Origin of the sequence: Candidatus Pelagibacter sp. HIMB1593 (assembly GCF_052047755.1) — a bacterium.
Classification (GTDB): Bacteria; Pseudomonadota; Alphaproteobacteria; order Pelagibacterales; family Pelagibacteraceae; genus Pelagibacter.
On sequence record NZ_JBNAJK010000001.1, the window covers coordinates 295,468 to 321,640 of the forward strand.

Sequence of the window (26,173 nt, forward strand, 5' to 3'; positions counted from 1 at the left end):
AGAAAATGACAGATGTTTTTTCATTAAAAGTTGAAGAACTTGCTGTAAAAATTAAAGAAGCACAAATTACATCAGTAGAGTTATGTAAAATTTATATAGACAGAGTAAATAAATTTGAAAAAGACGTAAAAGCATGGGCGCATTTAGATAAAAAACTTTTATTAGAAAAGGCATCAGAGGCTGATGAACATAGGAAATCAGGCAAACCACTCGGTCCACTTCATGGAATACCTGTTGCGGTAAAAGATATTGTTGGAACTGTCGATATGCCTACAGAATGTGGGACATCAATAAGAAAAGGGAAATCATATTCTCAGAATGCTGAAATAGTTGATCTATTAATATCTGCTGGAGCAATTATAATGGGCAAAACAGCAACATCGGAATTGGCATTTTTAGGTCCTTCAAAAACTACAAATCCTCATGATTATTCCAGAACCCCAGGTGGATCATCTAGTGGATCTGCAGCAGCAGTAGCTTCTTTTATGGCTCCGCTTGCAATTGGATCTCAAACAGGAGGTTCAGTTATAAGACCTGCATCTTATTGTGGAGTTGTTGGTTATAAGCCTAGTTATGGTTTGATTAGTAGAAATGGTGTTCTAAAAACCTCTGAAAAATTAGATCACATTGGTGTTTTTGGAAGATCGGTAGAAGATGTTGCTCTTCTTGCTAAAATTTTAATCAAAAAAGATAATTATGATACAGCAACAGTTCATTACTCTAGTGATGAAATGTTAGCAGAAACAAAAAAAGGACCTTTGTTTGATCCTAAATTTATTTTTTACAAAACTGATCATTGGAAGCTTCTTGGAAAAAAATCAAGAGAAGCATTTGATTACTTTATAAAATCATTCAAAAATAATATCGAAGTTTTTGATACTCCTTCGTACTTTAAAGATATTCATAAATACCATCAAATAATTCATGAGACAGATTTAGCTAATAATTTTTCACTCTATTATAAAAAGTATAAGAAAAAATTATCCAAGTATATGCAAGATGCAATTTCAAAAGGTAACAAACATTCTGCAAAAGAATATGCAGAAGCTATAGATTTTATGAAAAGAAGTTATGAATCTTATAAGGAAGTTTTTGAGGATTATCATGGAGTTTTATCCCCATCTAGCCCTGGAGTAGCACTGAAAGGTTTAAAAAGCACAGGAACGGCAGAATTTAATAAAGTATGGTCTTATTTAGGTACACCTTGTATATCATTACCTATACTTCAAGGTGAAAACAATTTACCTTTAGGTGTACAATTAATTGGCGCAAAATATGATGATCAAAGATTTTTAGGTGTTGCTAATTGGTTAGAAAAGGAATGTAATAATTAAATGCAAAAATTTACAACATTTTTAGGTTCTCTTCTCGCAATTGCTTTTTTAGTAGGACTTGCAACAACGTTGACTAGATCATCGATGATTGGATTTTTTGATGTTCTTCCTGTTTATATTTTAATGGGTGGAGCAATTTTTATGATGGTTTACGAAGCGTTTTTCGATAAAAAATAATTTTTCTTAATATACAATTGTCTAGTCAAAATAAAAATTTATTAGCTTTATCTCTTTTATTTATTCAACCAATATTTATGGCATCTAATTTAATTGTTGCTAGAGGTGGTGTTGAGTTTGTGCCCCCAATTTCATTAGCTTTTTGGAGGTGGACGTTTGTATTTTTACTTCTTTTACCTTTCACATATTCATCATTAAAAAAAAATTTCAAAGTTATTAAAAATGAATATTCAAAATTATTTTTTCTAGGAGCAATGGGATGTGGAGTTTGTGGGGCTTTTCCTTTTTTAGCAGGTAAAACAACGACTGTTACAAATATGGGAATTATTTATACCTCATCTCCTATTTTTATAATTATAATTTCTGCAATATTTTTTAAAGAGAAAATTAATTTATTAAAAATTATTGGTTTGATTTCGTGTTTAGTTGGAGTTTTAGCAATTATTATTAAAGGAGATTTAAATTTACTTTTAAATTTAAATTTCACCATTGGAGATTTATGGATGTTAGCAGCTGCGATTGGCTGGGCCTTATATTCGATTTATTTATTTTACTGGAAATCTCAATTATCGATTTTTACTAGATTTTCTATGATATCGTTTTTTGGTGCAGTAAGTTTATTTCCATTTTATTTGGCGGAAGAAATTTATTTTGAACAAACTATATTTAATTCTGATTTTTTATTGTGGACTATATTTGCAGCCGTTTCACCAGGAATTATAGCATTTACTTTATATACTAAAGCTCAAGAAAGCTTAGGAGCTTCACTTACTGGCTTTACCTTATATGTATTTACTATCTATGCAGCAATTTACGGATTTATATTGTTTGATGAAAATTTAGAAACATTTCATTATATTGGTACTGCACTTGTTTTTGTTGGAGTTTACTTAGCAAAGAAAAATTATGATACCAAAACCTAGGAAATTAATTTTGCAAATTATATTTTGGATCTCAGTTATATATTTTATTTTACTAGCTTATCTTTTTATATTTCAAAGAAATCTAATGTATCATCCCCAGGAAAATAATTATTCAGGAGATAAAATAGAAGTAGAAATAGAAAAAGTTCAAATTCAAACAGCAGATAACATTAGCCTTTTAGGATGGTTTCATGAAAAAGATTTGAAAAAATTTAAGACTGTTGTTTATTTTCATGGAAATGCAGGAAGCCTAGAAAATAGAATTCATAAATTAAATCATTTTAAAAATATGGATGTAAATTTTTTAATAATCGCTTGGCGTGGATTTAGTGGAAATTTAGGAAAACCATCTGAAAATGCTTTATATGAGGATGGAAAAAGTGCAATTAACTGGCTTAAAAATAAAGGTTTGAGTGACAGTGATTTAATCATTTATGGAGAGTCACTTGGCACAGGAATTGCAACTGAAGTTTCTCAAAATAAAAGATATGCTGGTTTAATTTTAGAAACACCTTTCACTTCAATGATTGCTGCAGCTAAGAATTTTTATCCATACATTCCTGTCTCTCTAATATTGAAAGATAAATATAAAAATGATGAAAAAATAAAAAATATTAATATTCCAGTTTTAGTTATGCATGGCGAAAAAGATCAAATTGTTCCTTTTTCAATGGGAAAGAAGATGTTTGATTTAGCAAATGATCCAAAGTCCTCTTATTTTACCAAACATGACGATCATATGATGGAATTTGATAATAATATGGTTTTCCAACTAGGTTCATTTATAAAAAGTTTAAATTAAGCCACAATCAAAACAATTTTATTCCAAAAATTCTAATTAATTTCTAATCATGAAGAAATTATTCATTTATATTTTTTTGACTTTTCTTATTTCAGGAACTTCTTTTTCTAAAGAAAATTTGTCTTCAATTGAAAATTTATTTTTTATTGATCAAATGAACTCGCATGATGAAAATTTTGCTTTGTATTTTAAACCAAGAGAAAAGGCTATATTAGCAAAAGGGGAAGTAAGTAATTACATCAATGATTACCCTAAAGATCTTTATATTTATGATTATAAAACAGAAGTATCATCACCATTGATTTCTTATGAATGGTTTCCAAGAAAAGCAAAAAATTTTTTAAAGGAATATAATTTTCCAGTTTTTCCAGATGATTTTGCTTATTATCTATTAAAGGATAACAAAACATTGGTAATGATTAGTGCTGTTAAAAGTTTAAAAGTAAATTTCAAATACGATATTGTTGAAAAGAAATTAGATTTATATCCAACTAATGGAAAGTTTGATTTCATTATTTCCTCTATTGCAAAGGACTGCGGACACTACAAATTTAAGGATAATTACAGATGTAGTTTCTATAAACCTTTAATATCTAGTAATTTAATTAAGTAATTTGTGTAAACGCATCAGCAAATTTTTCAGCTTCAAAAATTTGCAGATCATCTTCCTTTTCACCTAAACCAAGTGCAATAATTGGTATTTTATACTTTTTGGCTACAGCCAGAAGTATTCCTCCCTTAGCTGTTCCATCTAATTTTGTCATCACTAAGCCTGTAATTGGGATAATTTTATTAAATTCTTCAACTTGATTTAAAACGTTTTGACCTGAAGTTGCATCTAAAACTAAAATCACATCATGAGGTGCACTTTCATCTATTTTTTTTGTAACGTTTGCTATTTTTTTATATTCTTCCATTAGGTTTTTTTTATTTTGCAGTCTTCCAGCAGTATCAATTAAAACTTGATTAAAATTGTTTGATATAGAAGTTTCTATTGCCTTATAAGCTACAGATGCAGGATCAGATCCTTGTGAAGATTTTGTAATTTCAACATTAATTTTTTTTGCCCAATTTTCTAATTGCTCTATAGCAGCAGCTCTAAATGTATCTGATGCTGCCAACATAACTTTATTACCATTTTCTTTTAATATTTTACTAATTTTCCCAATAGTTGTTGTTTTACCAACGCCGTTAACTCCAGAAACTAAAATGGCATTAAGTTTTTCTTTATTTTTAAAAAATTCATTATTTTCTAGAGGTTTCATAATTGAGATAATGTAGTCTTTAAGAATATTATTTATCTCAGCAGTTAAATCTTTGTTTGGATCTATTTTTGTTTTTGAGATTATTTCTCTAATTTCTGAGGCAGAAGCTACCCCAACATCTGATTGAATTAAATAATCTTCAATTCTGTCTAAAGTTTTGTCATCAATTTCTTTTTTGACAACTATATCTCTTAGGCCCGATGTAAAAGCTGAAGCACTTTTTTTAAATCCTGATTTAAATTTTTCGAAAATTCCCATTAAATTTCTATATCGATTTCTTTTATATCAGAAACAGGACCTTTCATGTGGATACTATTGTTTTCATCTATAGATATCGTCAATCTTCCAGTAGAAAATTCGATGTTAACTTTATCGCTAGCAAGTCCTGCCTGCTTAGCAGCAAAGGCAGTAGCACAAGCTGCAGTTCCACATGCTTTTGTCAAACCAGCTCCTCTTTCCCAAACTTTTACCTTTATTAACTCTTTGTTTACTATTGTGGCTATTGTGACATTACATTTTTCTGGAAACAGTTTGTGGTTTTCTATTTCTGGGCCAACTTTTTCTATTTTGAATTGTTCGTTGTCTTCCACAAAAAAAATTATATGAGGATTTCCCACATTGACGGCCGTTCCTCCAAAAAATTCATTATTATTTGAATCAACAATTTTAATATTTAAGTTTTTAGTTTCTAATTCTTGAGATAATGGAATTTCATTCCATTTAGTTCTGCCCAAACCAATTTCAGTAGATACTAATTTTTCTCCTAAAATATGAGATTTTAAATGGCCAGATAAAGTTGTTAATATAATCGTGTCTTTATTTTTTTCTTTTCCTAATAGCTCAGCCACACACCTTGTGCCATTTCCACATGCACCAGAAATCCCACCGTCAGAGTTAAAAAATTCTATTGAAGCATCGTAATCTTGGTCTTTATTAATTAATATAAGTTGGTCGCATCCTATAAAGTTTCTGTCACAAATTTTAATTATTTGGTCTTTGGTAAGATTTGTAACTTTTTCTCTATTATCAATAATTACAAAATCATTGCCTAAACCGTCCATTTTAAATGCTTTAATATTCATAATTAGATATTTAACTTATTTATTGACTTTTTGAACCTCTATTATAGGTTGTTGCCGTTTCCGCAAAAACATTAACTTTGCGGTGTCTTTGGAAACAAAGAGATCGACACTAGTCAGCGAGAGTTCGCCCACTAGTGCGTTACTGCTATGCGTAACAAAAAAATATATGTTTGAAAATTTAACAAATAAATTTGAAGAAATTTTTTCTTCTTTAAAAAAAGCACCCTCTCTGAATGAAGCTCAGGTAGATGAGGGTTTGAGAAGTATTAGACAAGCATTACTTGAGGCAGATGTTTCTTTAGATGTTGCAAAAGAATTTGTTGAAAACGTAAAACCTAAAGCTTTAGGACAAGAAATTATAAGATCAACTTCTCCTGGAGATATGGTTGTAAAAATTGTCTACGATGAGCTAGTAAATTTACTAGGTTCTAGCAATGCAGACATAAATTTAAATGCTGTACCACCAGTTCCTATGATGATGGTTGGTTTGCAGGGTTCGGGTAAGACAACTTCTACTGCAAAATTAGCTAAATATTTAGAAGATAATAAAAAGAAAAAAGTGATGATGGTCAGTTTGGACATCTATAGGCCAGCAGCACAAGAACAGCTTAGATCTTTAGGTGAACAGAATAATATTTTGACACTTCCAATTATTGAAGGTCAACAACCAACTGATATTTGCCAAAGAGCCATGAGTGCAGCAAATCTAAATGGAGCAGATATAATTTTGTTTGATACAGCTGGGAGAACTCAAATTGATTTACAAATGATGAGCGAGATCAAACAAATTGAGAGCATTATTAATCCAGCAGAAACTTTTCTTGTAGCGGACTCTCTTACAGGTCAAGTTGCTGCTTCAGTTGCAAAAGAGTTCAAAAACACAGTTAACTTATCTGGAATAATATTAACTAGAGCTGACGGTGATGCCAGAGGTGGAGCTGCCGTGAGTATGAAATATGTATCAAATGTTCCAATAAAATTTTTGGGTATAGGTGAAAAAATAGAAAATTTTGAGGTATTTCATCCAGATAGAATAGCAAATAGAATTTTAGGAATGGGAGACATTGTTTCTCTTGTAGAAAAAGCTGCTCAAGATTTAGGCGAAGAGAACATTAAAAAAGCTGAGGAAAATTTAAAAAAGGGTCAATTTTCTATGGAAGATTACCTTTCTCAATTAAGACAAATGAAAAAAATGGGAGGCATTGAGGGGATCATGTCTTTTATGCCAGGAGTATCTAAAATTAAATCTCAAATGGATTCAGCAGGGATTGACGAAAGTATTATAACAAAAAACGAAGCTATCATTTTATCAATGACAAAAAAAGAGAGAGAAAATCCAAAAGTAATTGATGGTTCAAGAAAAAAAAGAATTGCTAATGGCTCTGGCACAGATCCAGCCACTATCAATAAATTGCTTAAGCAATTTAAAATGATGTCTGAAATGATGAAAAAGATGTCAAAAGGAAATCTGAAAGGTATGTCTGATCAAGGGATACCACCAGAGCTATTTAATAAACTAAAATAATAAAATAAGGAGAACAAATGTTAAAACTTAGATTATCAAGGGGAGGCTCTAAAAAGAGACCAGTTTACAAAGTTGTTGTAGCTGACAGTCGTTTCCCAAGAGATGGAAGATTTATAGAAAAAGTTGGTTTTTTTAACCCACTACTTCCTAAAGATAAAAAAGAAAGAGTAGGTCTTGAAGCTGAAAGAATTAAATATTGGCTAGGTCAAGGTGCTAAACCAACAACAAGAGTTGCAAGAATTTTAGGTGAAAATGATTTAATCCCTATGCCAGCAGCTGGAAATAATCCAAATAAAGCTGTCCCTAAGAAAGAAAGAAATAAAAAAGAGGAAGATGGTGCAGAAGCTCCTAAAGCTCCAGCAGCAGAAGCAGCTCCAGCAGCAGAAGCTCCTAAAGAAGAAGCTCCTAAAGCAGAAGCAGCTCCAGCAGCAGAAGCAGCTCCAGCAGCAGAAGCTCCTAAAGAAGAAGCTCCTAAAGCAGAAGCAGCTCCAGCAGCAGAAGCTCCAGCTGAGGAAAAAAAATAAACTAAGGATAATCTATGTGGCAAGCTCAAGTGTTTACACTTTATCCAGATATTTTTCCTGGTCCTTTGTCTAAAGGTCTATATGGAAAAGCAATGTCTAAAAATATTTGGAATTTAAAAGTAGTAAACATTAGAGATGCTGCTGATGATAAACACAAAACTGTAGATGATACTCCTTATGGAGGTGGTTCAGGTATGTTGATGAAAGCTGATGTATTAGCAAAATCATTAGATCAAAATAAAAATGAGGGAGAAAAAATATTATATTTATCTCCAAGAGGAAAAAAATTTGATCAAAATTATGCCAAAGAACTATCAAAGGAAAAATCGGTTTCGATAATTTGTGGACACTTCGAAGGAGTTGATGAAAGAGTGTTAAGCACGAGAAATATAGAAGAAGTTAGTATTGGAGACTTTATTTTATCAGGAGGAGAGTCAGCAGCATTTGTGGTGATTGATAGTATTTTGAGACTTTTACCCGGTGTTCTGGGGAATGAGAATTCTACGGTAAACGAAAGTTTTGAAAATGGATTATTAGAGTATCCTCAGTTCACAAAACCTCAAATTTGGGAGGAAAAAGCGGTTCCTGAAGTACTTTTGTCAGGAGATCACAGTAAAATTAAACACTGGCGTTTATCTCAATCTGAGGCTATAACACGCGTCCGAAGACCAGATTTATGGGAAAAATATAAGAAGAATTAATTTGATAAATATAACTATGAAAACAATTGAAGAGATAAATCAACATAACGTTAAAAAAATACTTTCAGAAAAAAAGATACCTGAATTCTACCCTGGAGATGTAGTTAAAGTAGGTGTTAGAATTACAGAAGGAAAAAAAGAGAGAATTCAATATTTTGAAGGCGTTTGTATTGCAAAAAAAAGCAGAGATTTAAACTCGTCTTTCACAGTTAGAAAAATTTCTTTTGGTGAAGGTGTTGAAAGAACATTTCCACTTTATGGAACTTTAATTGACTCAATTAAAGTTATTAGATCAGGAAAAGTAAGAAGAGCAAAATTATACTATCTAAGAGATAGAACAGGTAAATCAGCAAGGATTGCAGAAAAAATCAGAAAAAAAATTGGTATTGATGTTGATGCAAAACCTGAAACAGTTACTGAAGAAAATGTAGCACCACCAACAGAAGCTCCAAAGGAAGAGGCTCCTAAAGTAGAAGCAGCATCAGCTGCAGAAGCTCCAAAAGAAGAAGCCCCTAAGACAGAGGAAGCTACTGCCGAACAATCAACAGAAAGTACTTCAGAAAAAAAATAATTTTTTTTTCAATGTCCACTACTCTTTACGATAAAATTTGGAATGATCATTTAGTAGATCAGCAAGAAGATGGAACAGCTTTATTGTTTGTCGATAGACACTTAATTCATGAAGTTACTAGTCCACAAGCTTTTGAAGGTTTAAGAAATTCAAATAGAAAAGTTCGTCATCCTAATTTAACTTTAGCTGTTGCTGATCATAATGTTCCAACGACAGATAGAACTAAAGGGATATCAGATCAGGAATCAAAAATACAAGTTGATACATTAGAATCAAATTGTAAGGAATTTGGTGTACAGCTTTTTGGTATGGATGATAAACGACAAGGAATTGTTCATATTATTGGACCAGAACAAGGTTTTACTCAACCAGGAACAGTTATTGTGTGTGGAGATAGTCATACCGCAACTCATGGTGCTTTTGGTTCGCTAGCTTTTGGTATTGGAACATCTGAAGTTGAACATGTTTTAGCGACGCAAACACTCGTTCAAAAGAAAGCAAAAAATTTTAGAATTAATGTTAATGGAACACTTCCATTAGGAGTAACATCCAAAGATGTAATTCTTCAAATCATTGGAAAGATTGGTACTGCAGGTGGTACGGGTTGTGTAGTTGAATATGCTGGAGATTTAATAAGATCTTTGAGCGTTGAACAGAGAATGACCATTTGCAATATGACCATTGAGGGTGGTGCAAGAGCTGGATTAATTGCTCCAGATGAAAAAATATTTGAATATTTAAAAGGTAAACCCATGTCTCCAAAAGGAGAAAATTGGGAAAAGGCATTGGAATATTGGAACAGTTTGAAAACAGATGCTGATGCAAGTTTTGACAAAGAAATAAATCTTAATGCAAATGAGATTTTACCAATGATTACTTGGGGGACTTCACCTCAAGATGTAATTACAATCGATGGAAAAGTACCAAATCCTCAAAATGAAAAAGATGAGGATAAAAAGAATTCAATTGAAAGAGCATTAAAATATATGGGACTAACACCTGATATGGCAGCAACTGATATCAAGATAGATAAAGTTTTTATTGGAAGCTGTACAAATGGAAGAATTGAAGATTTAAGAGAAGCTGCCAAAATTTTAAAGGACAAAAAAATATCATCTCATGTAAATGCCATTGTAGTTCCAGGGTCAGGATTGGTTAAAGAACAAGCTGAGCAAGAAGGTTTAGATAAAATATTTGTAAATTCAGGATTTGAATGGAGAGAGCCAGGTTGTTCTATGTGTTTAGCAATGAATGCAGATAAATTAAAACCAGAGGAAAGATGTGCATCTACTTCAAACAGAAACTTTGAAGGAAGACAGGGAAGAGGCGGCAGAACGCATCTAGTAAGCCCTGGGATGGCAGCTGCAGCTGCAATCTCTGGTAATTTAGATGATGTAAGAAAGTATCAAAATTAAATGCAAAAATTTAATACATTAAAAAGTATTCCAGCTTATTTACCAATCGTAAATATCGATACAGATATGATTATTCCTAAGCAATTTTTAAAAACAATAAAAAGAACTGGACTTGGAAAAAATTTGTTTTTTGAAATGAGATATGACGATAATGGAAAAGAAATTAATGATTTTGTATTAAATCAGGAACCATTTAATAACTCAAAAATTTTAATTGCAGGAAACAATTTTGGATGTGGTTCATCAAGAGAGCATGCTCCATGGGCATTGTTAGATTTTGGAATTACTTGTGTGATTAGTTCAAGTTATGCTGATATTTTTTATAGTAATTGTTTTAAAAATGGAATTTTACCAATAATTCTCGAAGAAGAAAAAATAAAAGAACTTTCTGAATACGCAAATAGAAAAGAGGAAATTTCTGTAGACTTAAATGATCAAAAAATTATTTATGGAAACAATGAAATTAAATTTGAAATAGATCCATTTAAGAAAAAATGTTTGCTAGAAGGATTAGATGACATTGCTCTTTCTTTAAAAAAATCTGACAAAATTGAAAATTTTGAAAATCAATTAAAAGATAAAAAACCTTGGATTTTTAATGATTAAAGTTAAAAAAAGAAAAATTCTATTATTACCAGGAGATGGTATTGGACCTGAAGTAATTGGAGAAGTTAAAAAAATAATTAACTGGTTCAATGATAAAAAATCCTTAGACTTTGAAATAGATGAAGATCTTGCTGGTGGATGTTCTTACGATAAACACGGTACACCAATAACAGATGAAGTTTTTTATAAAGCTTTAGAGAGTGAAGTTGTTATGCTTGGTGCAGTGGGAGGACCCAAGTGGGATAATATTGAGTTTTCAAAAAAACCTGAGAGAGCTTTATTAAAATTAAGAAAAGAATTAAAATTATTTGCAAATTTGAGACCTGCAATATGTTTTGAACAATTAGTTAGCGCATCAACACTTAAACCAGAGGTGGTTTCTGGTTTAGATATAATGATTGTAAGAGAATTAACAGGTGGAATTTATTTTGGTGAACCAAGAGGTATTAAACCAATAGAAAATGGTGAAAGAAAAGGAATAAACACTCATACTTATACTACTAGTGAAATTACTAGAGTTGCAAGAGTTGCTTTTGATCTTGCTAAAAAAAGATCAAACAAAGTTACCTCTTGTGAGAAATCTAATGTAATGGAAGCTGGACAACTATGGAAAGAAGAAGTTCAGGAACTTCATGAAAAAGAATACAAAGATGTTGAGCTAAGCCATATGCTTGCAGATAACTGTGCAATGCAATTACTTAGAAATCCAAAACAATTTGACGTAATTGTTACTGATAATTTATTTGGTGATATGCTTTCAGATCAAGCTTCAATGTTAACAGGATCTTTAGGATTATTACCTTCTGCATCTTTAGGTGCAAAAAATAAAGATGGTGAAATGAGAGCAATGTATGAACCCATACATGGTTCAGCTCCTGATATTGCAGGAAAAGGGCTAGCAAATCCAATAGCAACAGTATTAAGTTTTGCAATGGCTTTAAGATATTCTTTAGATCTTGATAATGAAGCTGATGCTTTAGAAAATGCAGTACAAGCTGTGTTAAATGATGGTCTAAGAACGAAAGATATCCTTTCGGAGGGCATGAAAGAAGTATCTACTTCACAAATGGGCGATGCGATAATTTCAAAATTGCAATAAATCTCTAAGTATTCTAAGCTTTTTAAATGCCAAGTTATTCTGCACCTGTCAAAGATATGATGTTTCTCTATGAAAAATTAAGAGATAACAAAAATTATAATGATCTTGAAAGATATAATGAAGTTAGCTCAGATTTGGTTAAAGATATTTTAGAAGAAGCAGCTAAAATCAATCAAAATTTAATTTTACCACTTGCTAAAGCAGGCGATGAAAATCCAGCAATTTTAGAAAATGGTGTAGTTAGAACACCACCAGGATACAAAGAAGCTTATCAGAAATATATTGAGGATGGATGGACTTCATTGTCATGTGATCCAAAATATGGTGGTCAAGGAATGCCAAAAACAGTAAGTGCTTTTTTTGACGAAATGCTGTCCTCTGCGAGTTTATCTTTTAAACTTTATAGTGAATTAAGTATTGGAGCATACAATTGTATTAATCATCACGCTACTGATGAAATAAAAGATAAATATTTACCTAAAATTGTAGAAGGTAAATGGAGTGGCACGATGTGCTTAACAGAACCTGTTTGTGGTACCGATTTAGGTTTACTTAAAACAAAAGCAGTTAGTCAATCTGATGGAACTTATAAAATAACTGGCCAAAAAATTTTTATCACATCAGGTGATCATGACTTAACAGAAAATATTGTCCATTTAGTCTTAGCAAGATCTACCGACTCTCCTCCTGGAACAAAAGGAATAAGTTTATTTTTAGTACCCAAGTTTTTAGTAAATCAAGATGGATCGGTTGGACAAAGAAATGGTATTTCAACAGGATCTATTGAAACAAAAATGGGAATTAAAGGTTCGGCAACTTGTGTTTTAAACTTTGATGATGCAACAGGATACATGATTGGTCCTAAGGACAAAGGTTTAAATGCAATGTTTACCATGATGAATCTTGAGAGAATTGTAGTTGGTATTCAGGGATTGGGTATTTCAGAAATTGCTTACCAAAATTCACTTGCTTATGCAAAAGAGAGAAAACAAGGAAAAACTAATAATTCTAAATCTACAAATGGTGCAGATTTTATTATTGACCATGCAGACATAAGAAGAACTTTATTAAACATGAAATCAATAATTGAGGGAGAAAGAGCTTTATGCTTTTGGCTGTCTCAACAAACTGAAGTTAGTCTTCATCATCCAGATGAAAAAATTAAACAGGAAGCTTCTGATTATGTTTCTTTGATGACACCTGTAGTTAAATCTTTATTTACCGATTTAGCCATGGAGATTACGAGCGATGCTATGCAGATTCATGGAGGGTACGGTTACACTAAAGACCAAGGTATTGAACAGTTATATAGAGATAATAGAATAACACCGATATATGAAGGAACCAATTCAGTTCAAGCCGCTGATTTAGTATTTAGAAAATTAATAAACAGAAATGGCGATGTAATTTCTAAATATTTAGAAATGATAAAATCTGAATGTGAAAACAAACATGAAAAGGTAAAATCTTTTACAAAAGATCTTACATATTATCTTGATATTTTGTCAAAGTTCACTGGTTGGATTGTAGATAAAAGTAAAATCGAAAAAGATGATGTGTCTGCAGCTGCAAATGACTATTTAAAAACACTTGGTTATGTTTCAATTGCTTTTTCATGGATAAAAATCTTAGAAATTAGTTTTAAAGATTATGAAGAAAATAAAGAGTTTTATTCAGACAAAATTAATACAGCTACATTCTACTTTGAAAAAGTGCTACCAAGAGCAGAATATCATTATAAATCTGCAGTTTCAGGTAGCTCAAATATAATGAAATTTAAATTTAATTAATAATGAATCATTACGACATTAATCTGGATAGAAATAATGCAAATTATGTTCCATTAACACCACTAACATTTTTACAAAGAGCCAAAGATGTTTATCCTGATTATGAGGCTATAGTTTATGAGGATAGAAGCTATACTTGGAATGAAGTTTATAAAAGAGCAGTAAAATTTGCCAGTGCACTTTCTAAAATTGGTATTCAAAAAGGAGATACAGTATCTTTTTTAGCTTTTAATACTCCTGAAATTTTTGAGGCACACTACTCAGTTCCAATGACAGGAGCTGTTTTAAACACAATTAATATAAGATTAGATGCTAATACAATTAATTATATTTTAAATCACAGTGATGCGAAGGTATTGGTTGTAGATAGACAATTACATTTAGAAGTAAAAAAAGCTTTAAAAAATTTAAATAAAAAAATCACTGTTATAGATATTAATGACAAACATGCTGATCAATCAAAATTGGAAAAAATTGGAGATTTAGAATACGAAAGTTTTTTAAATACTGGAGATGAGAATTTTGATTGGAAAATGCCTGATGATGAATGGCAGGCAATATCTTTAAGTTATACTTCAGGTACAACTGGCGATCCCAAAGGTGTTGTTTACCATCATAGAGGTGCGTACTTAATGTCCACGGGAAGTACTGTTGCCTGGAATATGCCTAATCGTTTAAACTTTTTAACAGTTGTACCTATGTTTCATTGTAATGGCTGGTGCTATCCATGGACAGTTCCAATGTTAAATGGAAGAACAATTTGCTTAAGAAATATTGATGTTAAGAAAATTTTTGAGCTTATTGATAAATATGACATTACTCATTTTGGAGGAGCACCAATAGTTTTAAATATGATAACTGGAGCTCCCGAAAGTGATAGAAAAAAATTAAAGCATAAAGTTTATGTCTTAACTGCTGGAGCACCTCCCCCAAGTATTATTTTTAAAAAAATGAAATCTCTTGGATTTGAAGTTATGCATGTTTACGGTCTTACAGAAACATATGGTCATGTTACACAATGTGCGTGGAATGATGGATGGAATGATTTAGATGAAGATAAACAAAATGAGATTAAAGCAAGACAAGGAGTAAGGTATCCTAATACAGAAGGAGTAACAGTTTTAGATCCAGAAACGATGAAAGAAGTTCCTAAAGATGGAAAAACTATCGGAGAGATCATGATTAGAGGAAACGTAGTAATGAAAGGTTACTTTAAAGACAAAGAAGCTACCGATAAAGCAATGAAAGATGGATGGTTTCATAGTGGCGACTTGGCAGTTATGTTTCCTGATGGATATGTAAAAATTCAAGATAGATCTAAGGATATTATTATCTCAGGGGGAGAAAATATTTCATCAATAGAAATTGAAAATACCTTATCTAAACATCCTTCAGTTTCAATAGCAGCAGTAGTTGCTAAACCAGATGAAAAATGGGGAGAAGTACCTTGTGCTTTCATCGAGATGGTTCAAGATAAGCCTGTTACTGAAAAAGAATTAATTGATTTTTGTAAAGAATCTTTGGCTGGATTTAAAGTTCCCAAAAAGGTCGTTTTTTGCGAACTACCTAAGACATCAACTGGAAAAATACAGAAGTTTGAACTGAGAAAAAAAGTTTAGGAATCTAATTGATATTTGAAATCGAAAATAAAAGTATTTTTGCTTCAGACAATGGCAAAGGTATAGATAAAAACAGAGATACCATTGTTTTTCTTCATGGAAGTGGCTTATCCCATATTGTTTGGTCATTAAGTGAGCAATTTTTTTCAAATAATAATTTCAATGTATTATCTATTGATTTACCAGGACATGGAAATTCTGAGGGGCCATGTTTAAAAACTATTGAGGAAATAGCAGAATGGTTGGAACTTGTATTTGATGCCTTAGATCTTCAAAATTTAATTTTAGTTGGTCATTCACAAGGATGTTTAGAAATACTTGAGTATTCCCATAGATACAAAGATAGACTAAAAAAAATAGTCTTTGTAGGTGGATCTAACAAAATGCCTGTTCATCCTGATTTGATTGAACTTGCGGAAAATGGAGATTCTGATGCAGTAAAGTTAATGATGAAGTGGGGATATGAAGGATCAAAAAAATTTATAGGTGGAAATCCAGTTGAAAGAATTATTCAATCTCCAAAAGATATTAGTGAAATACTTGCTGTAGATCTTATAGCTTGTAATAATTACAAAAATGGCTCAACCGCAGCTGGGTCAATTGAGGTTCCATCAATGTTTGTTTTTGGTTCTCTAGATAAAATGGTTAATTTAGAGTCTGGAAAAAAATTCTCTCAATTGATTAAAAATTCAACTATTCATGTAATCGAAGGATGTGGGCATATGATTATGATTGAAAAAGCATTTGAAATGCGGGACAAGGTTTTAGAATTTTTAAATAAATGAAAAATTATTCAATAGCAAAATCTAGAAGACTTAGAAGTACACCATATACTTCAAGAATAGAAAAACAAGGTGTAACAGCTTATACAATCTATAATCATATGTTGCTACCTGCAGCGTTTGGATCTGTAGAAGATTCCTATCATCACTTAAAAGAGCATGTTCAAATTTGGGATGTCGCAGCAGAGAGGCAAGTTGAAATTTCAGGAAAAGACTCAGCTAAATTAGTTCAATTAATGACTTGTAGAGACTTATCTAAATCTAAAGATGGTAGATGTTATTATTGTCCTATTATAGATGACCAGGGTGGATTAATTAATGATCCTGTTGTGCTGAGATTAAGTCAGGAGAAATGGTGGATATCTATTGCAGACTCTGATGTAATTTTATTTGCAAAAGGATTAGCAATTGGAAATAAATTTGATGTTAAAATCTTTGAACCAAATGTAGACATTATGGCTGTTCAAGGTCCAAAATCATTTAAGTTAATGGAAAAAGTATTTGGAGAAAAAATAACTAAATTGAAATTTTTTGGATTTGATTATTTTAATTTTGAAGGAGTTGACCATTTAATTGCACAATCAGGTTGGTCTAAGCAAGGTGGTTATGAAATTTATGTTCAAAACACTGAGTCTGGTCAAAAGTTATATGATCATTTATTTGAAGCTGGTAAAGAATTTAATGTTAAGCCTGGATGCCCTAATTTAATAGAGAGAATTGAAAGTGCTCTATTATCATTTGGAAACGATATGGATAACAATGATAACCCGTTTGAGTGTGGTTTTGATAAGTATGTTAACTTAGATAGTGATGCAAAGTTTTTGGGTAAGGAAAAATTAATAAAAATAAAAGAAGAAGGAATTACTAAAAAATTGATGGGTATAAAAATTGATATTAATGAAATAAGTGTAACAGATTCTCTAGATTTGACAGATGAAAACAACAACCTAATTGGAGAATTAAGATCTGCTTGCTATTCACCTCACTTCAAAAAAGTAATTGGTATAGCTATGATGCAAAAAGGATACTGGAATCTTGAGCAAAATGTAAAAGTTGTTGTAAATGGACATAATTGCGCTGGAAAAGTTTGCGATTTACCTTTCATTTAGTATAACAACCCCATCATGAATATAGCTATAGTCGGAGCCACGGGCAATGTTGGAAGAAAAGTACTAGAAGTGCTTGAGAGGAAAAATTTGCCTATTTCAGAAATTTTTTTAGTTGCATCTGTAAGAAGCGCTGGTTCAAAAATTAATTTTAAAGGTAAAGACATAGAAGTTGAAAATTTAGATACTTTTGATTTTTCAAAAGCAAAAATTACTTTTTTTGCAGCAGGTGGAAAAATTTCAGAAGCTTATGCCTCAAAAGCAGCAATTCACAGTATTGTAATAGATAATTCTAGTTTTTACAGAATGGACCCTGATGTTCCTTTAATTGTACCTCAAGTAAATGCGGATGACTTAAAAAATATAAAAAAAAATATTATTGCTAATCCTAATTGCTCAACTGCACAATTAGTCTTACCATTAAAACCAATCCATGATTTATTTAAAATAAAAAGAGTAGTTGTAGCTACATATCAATCAGTATCTGGTGGTGGTAAAGCACCAATGGATGAATTAGTAGAACAGACTAAGCTAGCACTAGAAAACAAAGCAATTGAATCAAAAAATTTTACAAAACAAATTTCATTTAATTTAATTCCGCATATCGATGTATTTGCTGATGATGGATACACAAAAGAGGAATTAAAAATGACCAATGAGACTAAAAAAATTCTAGATCAAAATATTGAATTATCAGCAACATGTGTAAGAGTACCAGTTTTAGTTTCTCATTCTGAAGCTGTAAATTTAGAATTAGAAAAAGAATTTACAATTGATCAAATTAAAGAATGTCTTGAAAAAATGGAAGGCTGTAAAGTTATTGATGAGAGACAAGATGGTGGATATTCAACACCACTTGAAGCCGCTGGAAAAGATGAGACATTCATTTCAAGAATTAGAGAAGATAAGACTAAAAAGAATTGCTTAAATATGTGGATTGTCTCAGACAATTTACTTAGAGGTGCAGCCTTAAATGCAGTTGAAATTGCTGGAACATTAATAGAAAATAATTTTTATGGAAAGTAAAAGACCTCTTTCTCCTCATATACAAATTTATAGATGGCACATATCATCATTAGTATCTATTTCTCATAGAATTACTGGAATAATAAATATCTTAGCTATAACTTTAGTTTGTGTCTGGGTTTCTTGGCTAATTTTAGGAGAACCCAAATACAATTTGATAAACTTTTTTTTTAACTCGTTTTTTGGAAAATTTGTTGCAATAGGTTTAGCATGGTCTTTTAGTTTTCAAATACTTAGTGAAATCAGACATTTAATAATGGATATGGGTTATGGCTATGAATTGAAAACTACTCGTATAACAGGTTTGATGGTGATCTTTGGTTCATTGATTTTAACTTTTTTATTTTACTTAATTGGAAAAAACTTTTTTTAATATGAATTTAGCTACAAAAAAATGGATGTTTTTAAAATTATCATCAATAATTTTAGTCCCTTTAATGTTTTGGTTTATAATTAATTTCATATCAGTTTATGATGGAGATTATTCTGAAGTAGTTAGTTTTTTTTCAAACAAAACAAATAAGTTTTTATTTAGTATATTTTTAATTTTTGCTTATTTTTTTTCTGCCTTAAGTATTAGTGAGGTTTTTGAGGACTATATTTCTGATGAAAAAACCAAATATGTCGCAAACAGACTTCTCTATATTTCTGCTATAATAATTCCATTATTAACAATAATAATTTTACTTAATCTAAAATAATGAGTGCTTATAATATTATAGATCATGAATATGATGTAGTTGTCTTAGGAGCTGGTGGATCTGGCTTGAGAGCTGCTGTTGGATTAAGTGAAGCTGGATTGAAAACAGCCTGTATTTCAAAAGTATTTCCAACTAGAAGTCACACATCTGCTGCACAAGGAGGTATCTCAGCTGCACTTGGAAACATGGGTGAAGATGACTGGAGATGGCACATGTATGATACGGTCAAAGGTGCAGATTGGTTAGGAGATCAAGACAGTATTGAGTATTTATGTAAAGAAGCCCCAAAAGCAGTTTTAGAATTAGAAAAATACGGAGTTCCATTTAGTAGAACTGAAGAGGGAAAAATTTATCAAAGACCTTTTGGAGGAATGACAAAAAATTATGGAAATGGAATTGTACAAAGAACATGTGCTGCTGCAGATAGAACTGGTCATGCAATTCTTCATACGCTTTATGGACAAGCCTTAAAACATAACACTGAGTTTTTTATAGAGTATTTTGCACTAGATCTTTTAATGAAAGATGGAGCATGCAAAGGGTTAATTGCATGGAATTTAAATGATGGAACAATCCATAGATTTAGAGCACACACTGTAATTATAGCCACAGGTGGATATGGGAAAGTTTATTATTCAGCTACATCTGCGCACACTTGTACTGGAGATGGAAATGCAATGGTATTAAGAGCTGGATTGCCTCTTCAGGACATGGAGTTTGTTCAATTTCATCCAACAGGAATTTATGGTCATGGCACGTTAATAACAGAAGGTGCTAGAGGTGAGGGTGGTTATCTAACTAACTCTAAGGGCGAAAGATTTATGGAAAGATATGCTCCAAATGCAAAAGATTTAGCATCAAGAGATGTTGTTAGTAGATCAATGTCTATTGAAATAAATGAAGGAAGGGGAGTTGGAAAAGATCAAGATCATGTTCATTTAAACTTAAGTCATTTAGATAAAGATATTATTGAAAGTAGACTTCCAGGAATTACTGATGCTGCAAGATTATTTGCAAATGTAGATGTAACTAAAGAGCCTATACCCGTTGTACCAACAGTTCATTATAATATGGGAGGAATTCCAACAAATTATAAAGCAGAAGTTTTAACTGTTAATGGTTCAGAAAAAACTGTTCCAGGTCTGATGGCTATAGGAGAAGCAGCATGCGTTTCTGTTCATGGCGCAAATAGACTTGGTTCTAATTCACTAATTGACTTAGTAGTATTTGGAAGAGCAGCAGCAAAGAGAGCTGCAGAATTAGTCAAACCTGGAACTCCTCATGAAGAGTTACCTGAGTCTGAGACACAAAAATGTTTAGATAGATTTGATAAGTTAAGAAATGCAGATGGAAATAATAGTACTGCAGAACTTAGACTTTCAATGCAAAAAACAATGCAATCTAAATGTGCAGTATTTAGAACAGAAAAGAATCTAAAAGAAGGAGTTGATGATATTAGAAAAGCTTATGATGGAATGGACTCTATTTCTGTTAAAGATAGATCTTTAGTATTTAATACTGATTTAGTTGAAACTTTAGAATTTGATAATTTAATTAGACAAGCAGTAACGACAGTAGAATCTGCATACCACAGAAAAGAAAGCAGAGGAGCGCATGCAAGAGATGATTATCCAAAAAGAAATGACGAAAAATTTATGCAACACACTCTTGCTTGGTGTGATGGAAAAAATACAAAAATTAGTTACAGACCAGTTCACAAGTCAACTTTGACTAATGATGTTCAATATTTCCCACCACAAGAACGGGTATATTAATGGTGCAATTGAATTTACCAAAAAATTCTGAAGTCAAAAAAGGTAAATATTTTAAAGACAAAACAGGTTCTAAAAATCTTAGAAAAGTAAATGTTTATAGATGGGACCCTTCTACAGAAGAAAATCCAAGAATTGATACTTATGAAGTTGATATGGATAATTGTCCTTCAAAAGTTTTAGATATTTTAAATAAAATTAAAAACGAAATTGACCCAACATTAGCTTATAGAAGATCTTGTGCTCATGGAGTTTGTGGTTCTTGTGCTATGAACATGGGGGGCAAAAATGGTTTAGCGTGCACAACTCCACATTCGGAAATTGATGGAGATATAGACATATATCCGCTACCGCACTTGAAAGTTAAAAGAGATTTAATTGGTGATTTAGATGGTTTGTATAAACAGTATCAATCTATTGAACCTTGGTTAAAAAATAATTCAAAAAAAGAAACAACAGAAATTTATCAATCTCAAGAAGATAGAGCAAAACTTGATGGTGCTTATGAATGTATTATGTGTGCATGTTGTTCAACATCTTGTCCAAGTTATTGGTGGAATGGAGATAAATACTTAGGTCCAGCAGTCCTTCTACAAGCTTACAGGTGGATCGTTGATAGTAGAGATGAAGAAAGAAAAGCAAGATTAAAAAAAGTTGCTGATGAATTAAAACTTTACAGATGTCATACTATTTTAAATTGTACAAATGCTTGTCCTAAAGGCCTAAATCCAGCAAAAGCAATTGCAGAAATTAAAAAAATGTTAGCTACGGCTAATGTTTAAATAGACTATTAAGTTTTTTTGATTTAAAAGACCGTATTCATGAAATTAATAGAGCACTTCGTTAATGGAAAAATAATTCCAGGTTCATCTGATAGAAAAGGAAAAGTATTTAATCCTGCAACAGGAGAACAAGAGTCTGAGGTAAGGCTTGCAAGTAAATCTGATTTAGATCAAGCTGTAGAAGCAGCCAAAAAAGCATTTGAAACTTGGTCTGCAAAACCTCCTTTACAAAGAGCAAGGATAATATTTAAATTTAAAGAATTAATAGAAAAAAACTCTGATGAGTTAACAAAGCTAATAGTATCAGAACATGGAAAAGTTTTTGAGGATGCTAGAGGATCTTTAACAAGAGGGCTTGAGGTAGTTGAGTTTGCTTGTGGAATTCCTCATTTGTTAAAAGGCGAATATTCAGAAAACGTAGGAACAAATGTTGATAGTTGGTCAATTAGACAACCTTTGGGGGTAGTAGCTGGAATTACTCCATTTAATTTTCCAGCAATGGTACCAATGTGGATGTTTCCAATAGCAATTGCTTGTGGAAATACATTTATATTAAAACCTTCAGAAAAAGATCCTTCATGTCCACTTAGATTAGCAGAGTTACTTAGTGAAGCTGGATTGCCTGAGGGAGTATTTAACGTAGTTAATGGCGACAAAGAAGCTGTTGATGCAATTTTAGAAAATAAAGATATTAAAGCTGTAAGCTTTGTTGGATCCACTCCAATTGCAAAATATATCTACGAAAATTCAGCTAAAAATGAAAAAAGAGTACAAGCACTTGGAGGTGCAAAAAATCACTTAGTAGTCATGCCAGATTGTGATTTGGATGGTGCAGTAAATGGATTGATGGGTGCAGCTTACGGATCTGCAGGTGAGAGATGTATGGCTCAATCTGTTGCTGTTGCTGTTGGAGATATTGGTGATGAACTAGTTTCAAGACTTTCAAAAAAAGCAGAGGCCTTAAAAGTAGGACCTGGTATGGATAAAACTTCAGAGATGGGACCTCTGGTTACAAAAGAGCATTTAGAAAAAGTAAAAAGTTATGTTGATTTAGGAGTTGAAGAAGGTGCTAAATTAGTTGTCGATGGAAGAAACTTAAAACTTCAAGGTTATGAAAACGGATTTTATATAGGTGGTTGTTTATTTGATCACGTTAATAAAGACATGAGAATTTATAAAGAAGAAATTTTTGGTCCAGTTCTATCTGTAGTTAGAGTTAAAACTTTTGAAGAGGCTGCAAAACTAATCAATGATCATGAATACGGAAACGGAGTAAGTATTTATACTAGAGATGGTGATGCAGGCAGAACATTTGCTAGTAAAATTCAAGTAGGAATGGTTGGTATCAATGTTCCAATTCCAGTTCCTATGGCTTTTCATAGTTTTGGTGGTTGGAAACGATCATTATTTGGAGATAGTGGCATGCATGGCATGGAAGGAATAAAATTCTATACTAAACTTAAAACTGTAACATCACGATGGCCTTCAGGTGTGCGTACAAACGCAGAATTTGTAATGCCAACAATGAAATAAGAGGAAATAAATGAAAAAAATATCTTTAATTGGCGCAGGCCAAATAGGTGGAACACTAGCACATTTAATTGGAATAAAGGAGCTTGTTGATGAAGTTGTTTTATTTGACGTTGCAAGTGGAATAGCTAAAGGTAAGGCTTTAGATATAGCTCAATCATCATCAGTTGATGGATTTAATGTAAAATTATCAGGTACAGACGATTATAAAGATATTAAAGATTCTGATGTTATCATAATTACAGCAGGAGTTCCTAGAAAGCCAGGAATGAGTAGAGATGACCTTCTTGGTATAAATTTAAAAATTATTAAACAGGTAGCTCAAGGGGTAAAAGAAAACGCACCGAACGCCTTCGTAATTTGTATCACCAACCCTTTAGATGTGATGGTTATGGCGTTTCAAAAGTTTTCAGGTTTGCCTGCAAATAAAGTTGTCGGCATGGCAGGAATTTTAGATAGCTCAAGATTTAAACTGTTTTTATCATTAGAGTTTGGTGTGCCTGTAAGAGAGATTGAAGCAATGGTTATGGGTGGTCATGGAGATACTATGGTTCCAATGCCAAGATTTACAAAAGTATCTGGCAAACCTTTATTGGATCTTGTGAAAGAGGGAAAGATTTCTCAAGAGAGAGTTGAAGAAATTAATCAAAGAACTAGAGACGGTGGAGCAGAAATCGTCAAGTATTTAGAAAAAGGTTCTGCTTTTTATGCACCTGCAGCATCGGGAGTTCAAATGGCTGAATCATATTTAAAAGATGAAAAAAAATTATTACCTTGCGCAGTGCAGTTAAATGGTGAGTACGGAGTAGAAAATGTTTATGCTGGAGTACCAGTTGTAATTGGTAAAGACGGAGTTGAGAAAATTGAAGTAGTGGATTTAGATGAAAAAGAAAATAAAGAGTTTATGCACTCTATTGATGCTGTAAAAGCTCTTTGGGAAGCTGCTTCTAAAATAGATCCAGATCTTTCAAAATAAAAATGAACATTCACGAGCATCAAGCAAAAGAAATTTTAAAGAAATATGGAGCAATAGTTCCAGCAGGATTTTTTTCAACAAGTGTTGATGACTTGATTGAAAAAGCAAAAAATTTAAAAACTGAAAAGTATGTTTTAAAGGCTCAAATTCATGCTGGTGGTAGAGGTAAAGCTGGAGGAGTTAAAATTCTTAATACACTTGAGGAATTAAAAAATTCAGCAAATGAGTTGCTTGGAAAAACACTTGTAACTCATCAAACTGGACCAGAAGGAAGAGAAGTTAAGCGATTATATGTTGAAGAATCCTCTAATATAGAAAAAGAATTCTATTTATCATGTTTAGTTGATAGAGTGAGCTCAAAGATTGCATTTATTTCAAGTGATCAAGGTGGAATGGATATTGAAGAAGTAGCAAGCTCAAATCCAGAAAAAATTATTACAACTAAAGTTGATATAGCTGAAGAAATATCAGATGCAGATTGTGAGTCAGTGATTAAAATTTTTGATTTAAACATTGATGCAAAAGATCAAGCAATTTTACTAATCAAATCGATTTATAAAATGTTTATTAGTACAGATGCTAATATGGTTGAGGTAAATCCTTTAATTTTAACAAAAGAGGGAAAGATTGTTTGTTTAGATGCGAAAGTTAATTTCGACTCTAATGCATTATTTAGACACCCTGAAATTCTAGAATTAAGAGATCTAAATGAAGAAGATCCAACTGAGATTGAAGCTAGTAAACATGATTTAGCTTATATTAAGTTAGATGGAAGTATTGGATGTATGGTTAATGGTGCAGGTCTAGCAATGGCAACTATGGATATCATCAAATTATATGGTAAAGAGCCAGCTAATTTCTTAGATGTAGGAGGTGGAGCCTCAAAAGAAAAAGTTTCTGCAGCGTTTAAAATTATTCTTTCAGATAAAAATGTGAAGGGAATTTTGATAAATATTTTTGGGGGAATAATGAGATGTGATGTGCTTGCACAAGGAGTAGTGGACGCTGCAAAAGAAATTAATATTAGTGTACCTTTGGTAGTTCGACTTGCAGGGACAAATTTTAAAGAGGGAAAAGAAATTTTAGATAATTCAGGTTTAAAATTAATTTCAGCAGAGAACTTAGATGATGCTGCTAAGAAAATTGTTGAGGCTATTAAATAAATGTCAGTTTTAGTTAACAAAGAAACTAAAGTAATTTGTCAGGGTTTTACAGGTGCACATGGAACTTTCCATTCAGAGCAAGCAATAAAATATGGAACAAATTTAGTAGGAGGTGTTACTCCTAAAAAGGGAGGTCAAAAGCATTTAGACAGACCTGTATTTAATTCTGTAGCTGAAGCTAAAGATGCAGTCGGGGCAGATGCAACTATGATTTATGTGCCTGCAAAATTTGCTGCCGCAGCAATTATTGAAGCTATCGATGCATCTGTTGAATTAATTGTTTGCATTACTGAAGGTATCCCAATTCAAGATATGCTTAAGGTAAGAAAAAAATTAGATGGATCTAATAGCAGACTCATAGGCCCAAATTGTCCAGGAATTATAACTCCTGATGAATGTAAAATTGGAATTATGCCTGGTAATATTCATAAAAGAGGTTCAGTTGGAATTGTATCTAGATCTGGAACTTTAACCTACGAAGCAGTTGCTCAAACAACTAAAAATGGATTAGGGCAATCAACATGCATTGGAATTGGAGGAGATCCAATAAATGGTACAAATTTTATAGATTGTTTAGATCTGTTTTTAAATGACGAAGAGACACAATCAATTTTAATGATTGGAGAGATAGGAGGTTCTGCAGAAGAGGAAGCAGCAGAGTTTTTGAAAAACCATAAGATTAAAAAACCAACAGTTGGATTTATAGCTGGAATTACTGCGCCACCAGGGAGAAGAATGGGGCATGCAGGTGCAATTATTTCTGGAGGTAAAGGTGGTGCAGAAGATAAAATAAAAAAAATGGAAGAATGTGGAATTACAGTCGCAAAATCACCATCAATAATTGGTAAAACTTTATTTGATAAACTGTCTAATTGAAAAATATTTTTTAGAGGGATATATTA

Annotated in this window: 27 protein-coding genes; 25 read left to right on the top strand and 2 right to left on the bottom strand. The window is 31.9% G+C overall.

Features of this window, described 5'->3' with window-relative positions; genetic code table 11:
* Positions 1 to 5 precede the first annotated feature (5 nt).
* The 5 genes from ACTTA0_RS01585 (at position 6) to ACTTA0_RS01605 (ending at position 3,849) form a co-directional block, all read left to right on the top strand.
* On the top strand, positions 6 to 1,334 hold the full coding sequence (locus ACTTA0_RS01585; RefSeq protein ID WP_440648358.1) for an amidase: 1,329 nt from the start codon (positions 6 to 8) through the stop codon (positions 1,332 to 1,334).
* A complete protein-coding gene (locus tag ACTTA0_RS01590; RefSeq protein ID WP_179850415.1) occupies positions 1,335 to 1,511 on the top strand; it encodes a hypothetical protein in 177 nt (58 codons plus the stop codon).
* Positions 1,512 to 1,528: 17 nt separating this feature from the next.
* Positions 1,529 to 2,434, top strand: coding sequence for a DMT family transporter (locus ACTTA0_RS01595; RefSeq protein WP_440648356.1), 906 nt, complete (start codon positions 1,529 to 1,531; stop codon positions 2,432 to 2,434).
* A gap of 85 nt (positions 2,435 to 2,519) precedes the next feature.
* The gene (locus tag ACTTA0_RS01600) at positions 2,520 to 3,236 is read left to right on the top strand and encodes an alpha/beta hydrolase (RefSeq protein WP_440648354.1); all 717 of its coding nucleotides are present in this window, start codon (positions 2,520 to 2,522) and stop codon (positions 3,234 to 3,236) included.
* A gap of 49 nt (positions 3,237 to 3,285) precedes the next feature.
* Complete coding sequence (locus ACTTA0_RS01605) at positions 3,286 to 3,849, top strand: hypothetical protein (protein WP_440613676.1); 564 nt, start codon at positions 3,286 to 3,288, stop codon at positions 3,847 to 3,849.
* Here the strand turns inward: ACTTA0_RS01605 and ftsY are convergent.
* On the bottom strand, positions 3,842 to 4,759 hold the full coding sequence (ftsY, locus tag ACTTA0_RS01610) for a signal recognition particle-docking protein FtsY (protein WP_440675718.1): 918 nt from the start codon (positions 4,757 to 4,759) through the stop codon (positions 3,842 to 3,844). The genes ACTTA0_RS01605 and ftsY overlap by 8 nt on opposite strands.
* On the bottom strand, positions 4,759 to 5,583 hold the full coding sequence (dapF, locus tag ACTTA0_RS01615) for a diaminopimelate epimerase (protein WP_440613678.1): 825 nt from the start codon (positions 5,581 to 5,583) through the stop codon (positions 4,759 to 4,761). Before dapF ends, ftsY begins: the two co-directional genes overlap by 1 nt.
* 166 nt (positions 5,584 to 5,749) lie before the next feature.
* Between dapF and ffh the strand changes: the two genes are divergently transcribed.
* From ffh to sucD, 20 genes are read left to right on the top strand one after another with little or no spacing between them, the layout of a single operon-like run.
* Positions 5,750 to 7,108, top strand: a complete 1,359-nt coding sequence (gene ffh / locus ACTTA0_RS01620; RefSeq protein WP_262589911.1) for a signal recognition particle protein — start codon at positions 5,750 to 5,752, stop codon at positions 7,106 to 7,108.
* Between the two features lie 17 nt (positions 7,109 to 7,125).
* Positions 7,126 to 7,632 (top strand): 30S ribosomal protein S16, encoded by a 507-nt coding sequence (gene rpsP, locus ACTTA0_RS01625; RefSeq protein WP_440675719.1) that lies wholly within the window; start codon positions 7,126 to 7,128, stop codon positions 7,630 to 7,632.
* Between the two features lie 14 nt (positions 7,633 to 7,646).
* Positions 7,647 to 8,333 carry a tRNA (guanosine(37)-N1)-methyltransferase TrmD gene (trmD, locus tag ACTTA0_RS01630; RefSeq protein WP_440619077.1) on the top strand — a complete coding sequence of 229 codons (687 nt, stop codon included), beginning with the start codon at positions 7,647 to 7,649 and terminating at the stop codon, positions 8,331 to 8,333.
* A 16-nt stretch (positions 8,334 to 8,349) separates the two neighbouring features.
* Positions 8,350 to 8,904 (top strand): 50S ribosomal protein L19, encoded by a 555-nt coding sequence (rplS, locus tag ACTTA0_RS01635; protein ID WP_440672548.1) that lies wholly within the window; start codon positions 8,350 to 8,352, stop codon positions 8,902 to 8,904.
* 11 nt (positions 8,905 to 8,915) lie between these two features.
* Positions 8,916 to 10,319: a 3-isopropylmalate dehydratase large subunit gene (gene leuC / locus ACTTA0_RS01640; protein WP_440675720.1), complete on the top strand. Its 1,404-nt coding sequence runs from the start codon at positions 8,916 to 8,918 to the stop codon at positions 10,317 to 10,319.
* A complete protein-coding gene (gene leuD, locus ACTTA0_RS01645) occupies positions 10,320 to 10,925 on the top strand; it encodes a 3-isopropylmalate dehydratase small subunit (RefSeq protein ID WP_440613682.1) in 606 nt (201 codons plus the stop codon).
* Complete coding sequence (leuB, locus tag ACTTA0_RS01650; protein WP_440675721.1) at positions 10,918 to 12,024, top strand: 3-isopropylmalate dehydrogenase; 1,107 nt, start codon at positions 10,918 to 10,920, stop codon at positions 12,022 to 12,024. The genes leuD and leuB overlap by 8 nt, the downstream gene beginning before the upstream one ends.
* 26 nt (positions 12,025 to 12,050) lie before the next feature.
* Entirely contained in the window at positions 12,051 to 13,814 is a 1,764-nt protein-coding gene (locus ACTTA0_RS01655; protein ID WP_440675722.1) for an acyl-CoA dehydrogenase family protein, read from the top strand.
* A 2-nt stretch (positions 13,815 to 13,816) separates the two neighbouring features.
* Positions 13,817 to 15,433 carry an acyl-CoA synthetase gene (locus ACTTA0_RS01660; protein WP_440675723.1) on the top strand — a complete coding sequence of 539 codons (1,617 nt, stop codon included), beginning with the start codon at positions 13,817 to 13,819 and terminating at the stop codon, positions 15,431 to 15,433.
* Positions 15,434 to 15,441: 8 nt separating this feature from the next.
* Entirely contained in the window at positions 15,442 to 16,218 is a 777-nt protein-coding gene (locus ACTTA0_RS01665; protein WP_440675724.1) for an alpha/beta fold hydrolase, read from the top strand.
* Entirely contained in the window at positions 16,215 to 17,324 is a 1,110-nt protein-coding gene (locus tag ACTTA0_RS01670) for a dimethylsulfoniopropionate demethylase (RefSeq protein ID WP_440675726.1), read from the top strand. Before ACTTA0_RS01665 ends, ACTTA0_RS01670 begins: the two co-directional genes overlap by 4 nt.
* Before the next feature lie 15 nt (positions 17,325 to 17,339).
* Positions 17,340 to 18,347 carry an aspartate-semialdehyde dehydrogenase gene (locus ACTTA0_RS01675; protein WP_440675728.1) on the top strand — a complete coding sequence of 336 codons (1,008 nt, stop codon included), beginning with the start codon at positions 17,340 to 17,342 and terminating at the stop codon, positions 18,345 to 18,347.
* A complete protein-coding gene (sdhC, locus tag ACTTA0_RS01680; RefSeq protein WP_440675730.1) occupies positions 18,337 to 18,720 on the top strand; it encodes a succinate dehydrogenase, cytochrome b556 subunit in 384 nt (127 codons plus the stop codon). The genes ACTTA0_RS01675 and sdhC overlap by 11 nt, the downstream gene beginning before the upstream one ends.
* 1 nt (position 18,721) lies before the next feature.
* Positions 18,722 to 19,048, top strand: a complete 327-nt coding sequence (gene sdhD / locus ACTTA0_RS01685; RefSeq protein ID WP_440675731.1) for a succinate dehydrogenase, hydrophobic membrane anchor protein — start codon at positions 18,722 to 18,724, stop codon at positions 19,046 to 19,048.
* Complete coding sequence (gene sdhA / locus ACTTA0_RS01690) at positions 19,048 to 20,823, top strand: succinate dehydrogenase flavoprotein subunit (RefSeq protein ID WP_440675732.1); 1,776 nt, start codon at positions 19,048 to 19,050, stop codon at positions 20,821 to 20,823. Before sdhD ends, sdhA begins: the two co-directional genes overlap by 1 nt.
* Entirely contained in the window at positions 20,823 to 21,602 is a 780-nt protein-coding gene (locus tag ACTTA0_RS01695) for a succinate dehydrogenase iron-sulfur subunit (protein WP_440675733.1), read from the top strand. The genes sdhA and ACTTA0_RS01695 overlap by 1 nt, the downstream gene beginning before the upstream one ends.
* A 39-nt stretch (positions 21,603 to 21,641) precedes the next feature.
* Positions 21,642 to 23,135 carry a CoA-acylating methylmalonate-semialdehyde dehydrogenase gene (locus ACTTA0_RS01700; protein WP_440675734.1) on the top strand — a complete coding sequence of 498 codons (1,494 nt, stop codon included), beginning with the start codon at positions 21,642 to 21,644 and terminating at the stop codon, positions 23,133 to 23,135.
* Between the two features lie 10 nt (positions 23,136 to 23,145).
* Positions 23,146 to 24,108: a malate dehydrogenase gene (gene mdh / locus ACTTA0_RS01705; protein WP_440635423.1), complete on the top strand. Its 963-nt coding sequence runs from the start codon at positions 23,146 to 23,148 to the stop codon at positions 24,106 to 24,108.
* A 2-nt stretch (positions 24,109 to 24,110) separates the two neighbouring features.
* A complete protein-coding gene (gene sucC / locus ACTTA0_RS01710) occupies positions 24,111 to 25,271 on the top strand; it encodes an ADP-forming succinate--CoA ligase subunit beta (RefSeq protein WP_440675736.1) in 1,161 nt (386 codons plus the stop codon).
* Positions 25,272 to 26,147 (top strand): succinate--CoA ligase subunit alpha, encoded by an 876-nt coding sequence (gene sucD / locus ACTTA0_RS01715; protein ID WP_440675737.1) that lies wholly within the window; start codon positions 25,272 to 25,274, stop codon positions 26,145 to 26,147. It begins immediately after the preceding gene.
* Positions 26,148 to 26,173 lie beyond the last annotated feature (26 nt).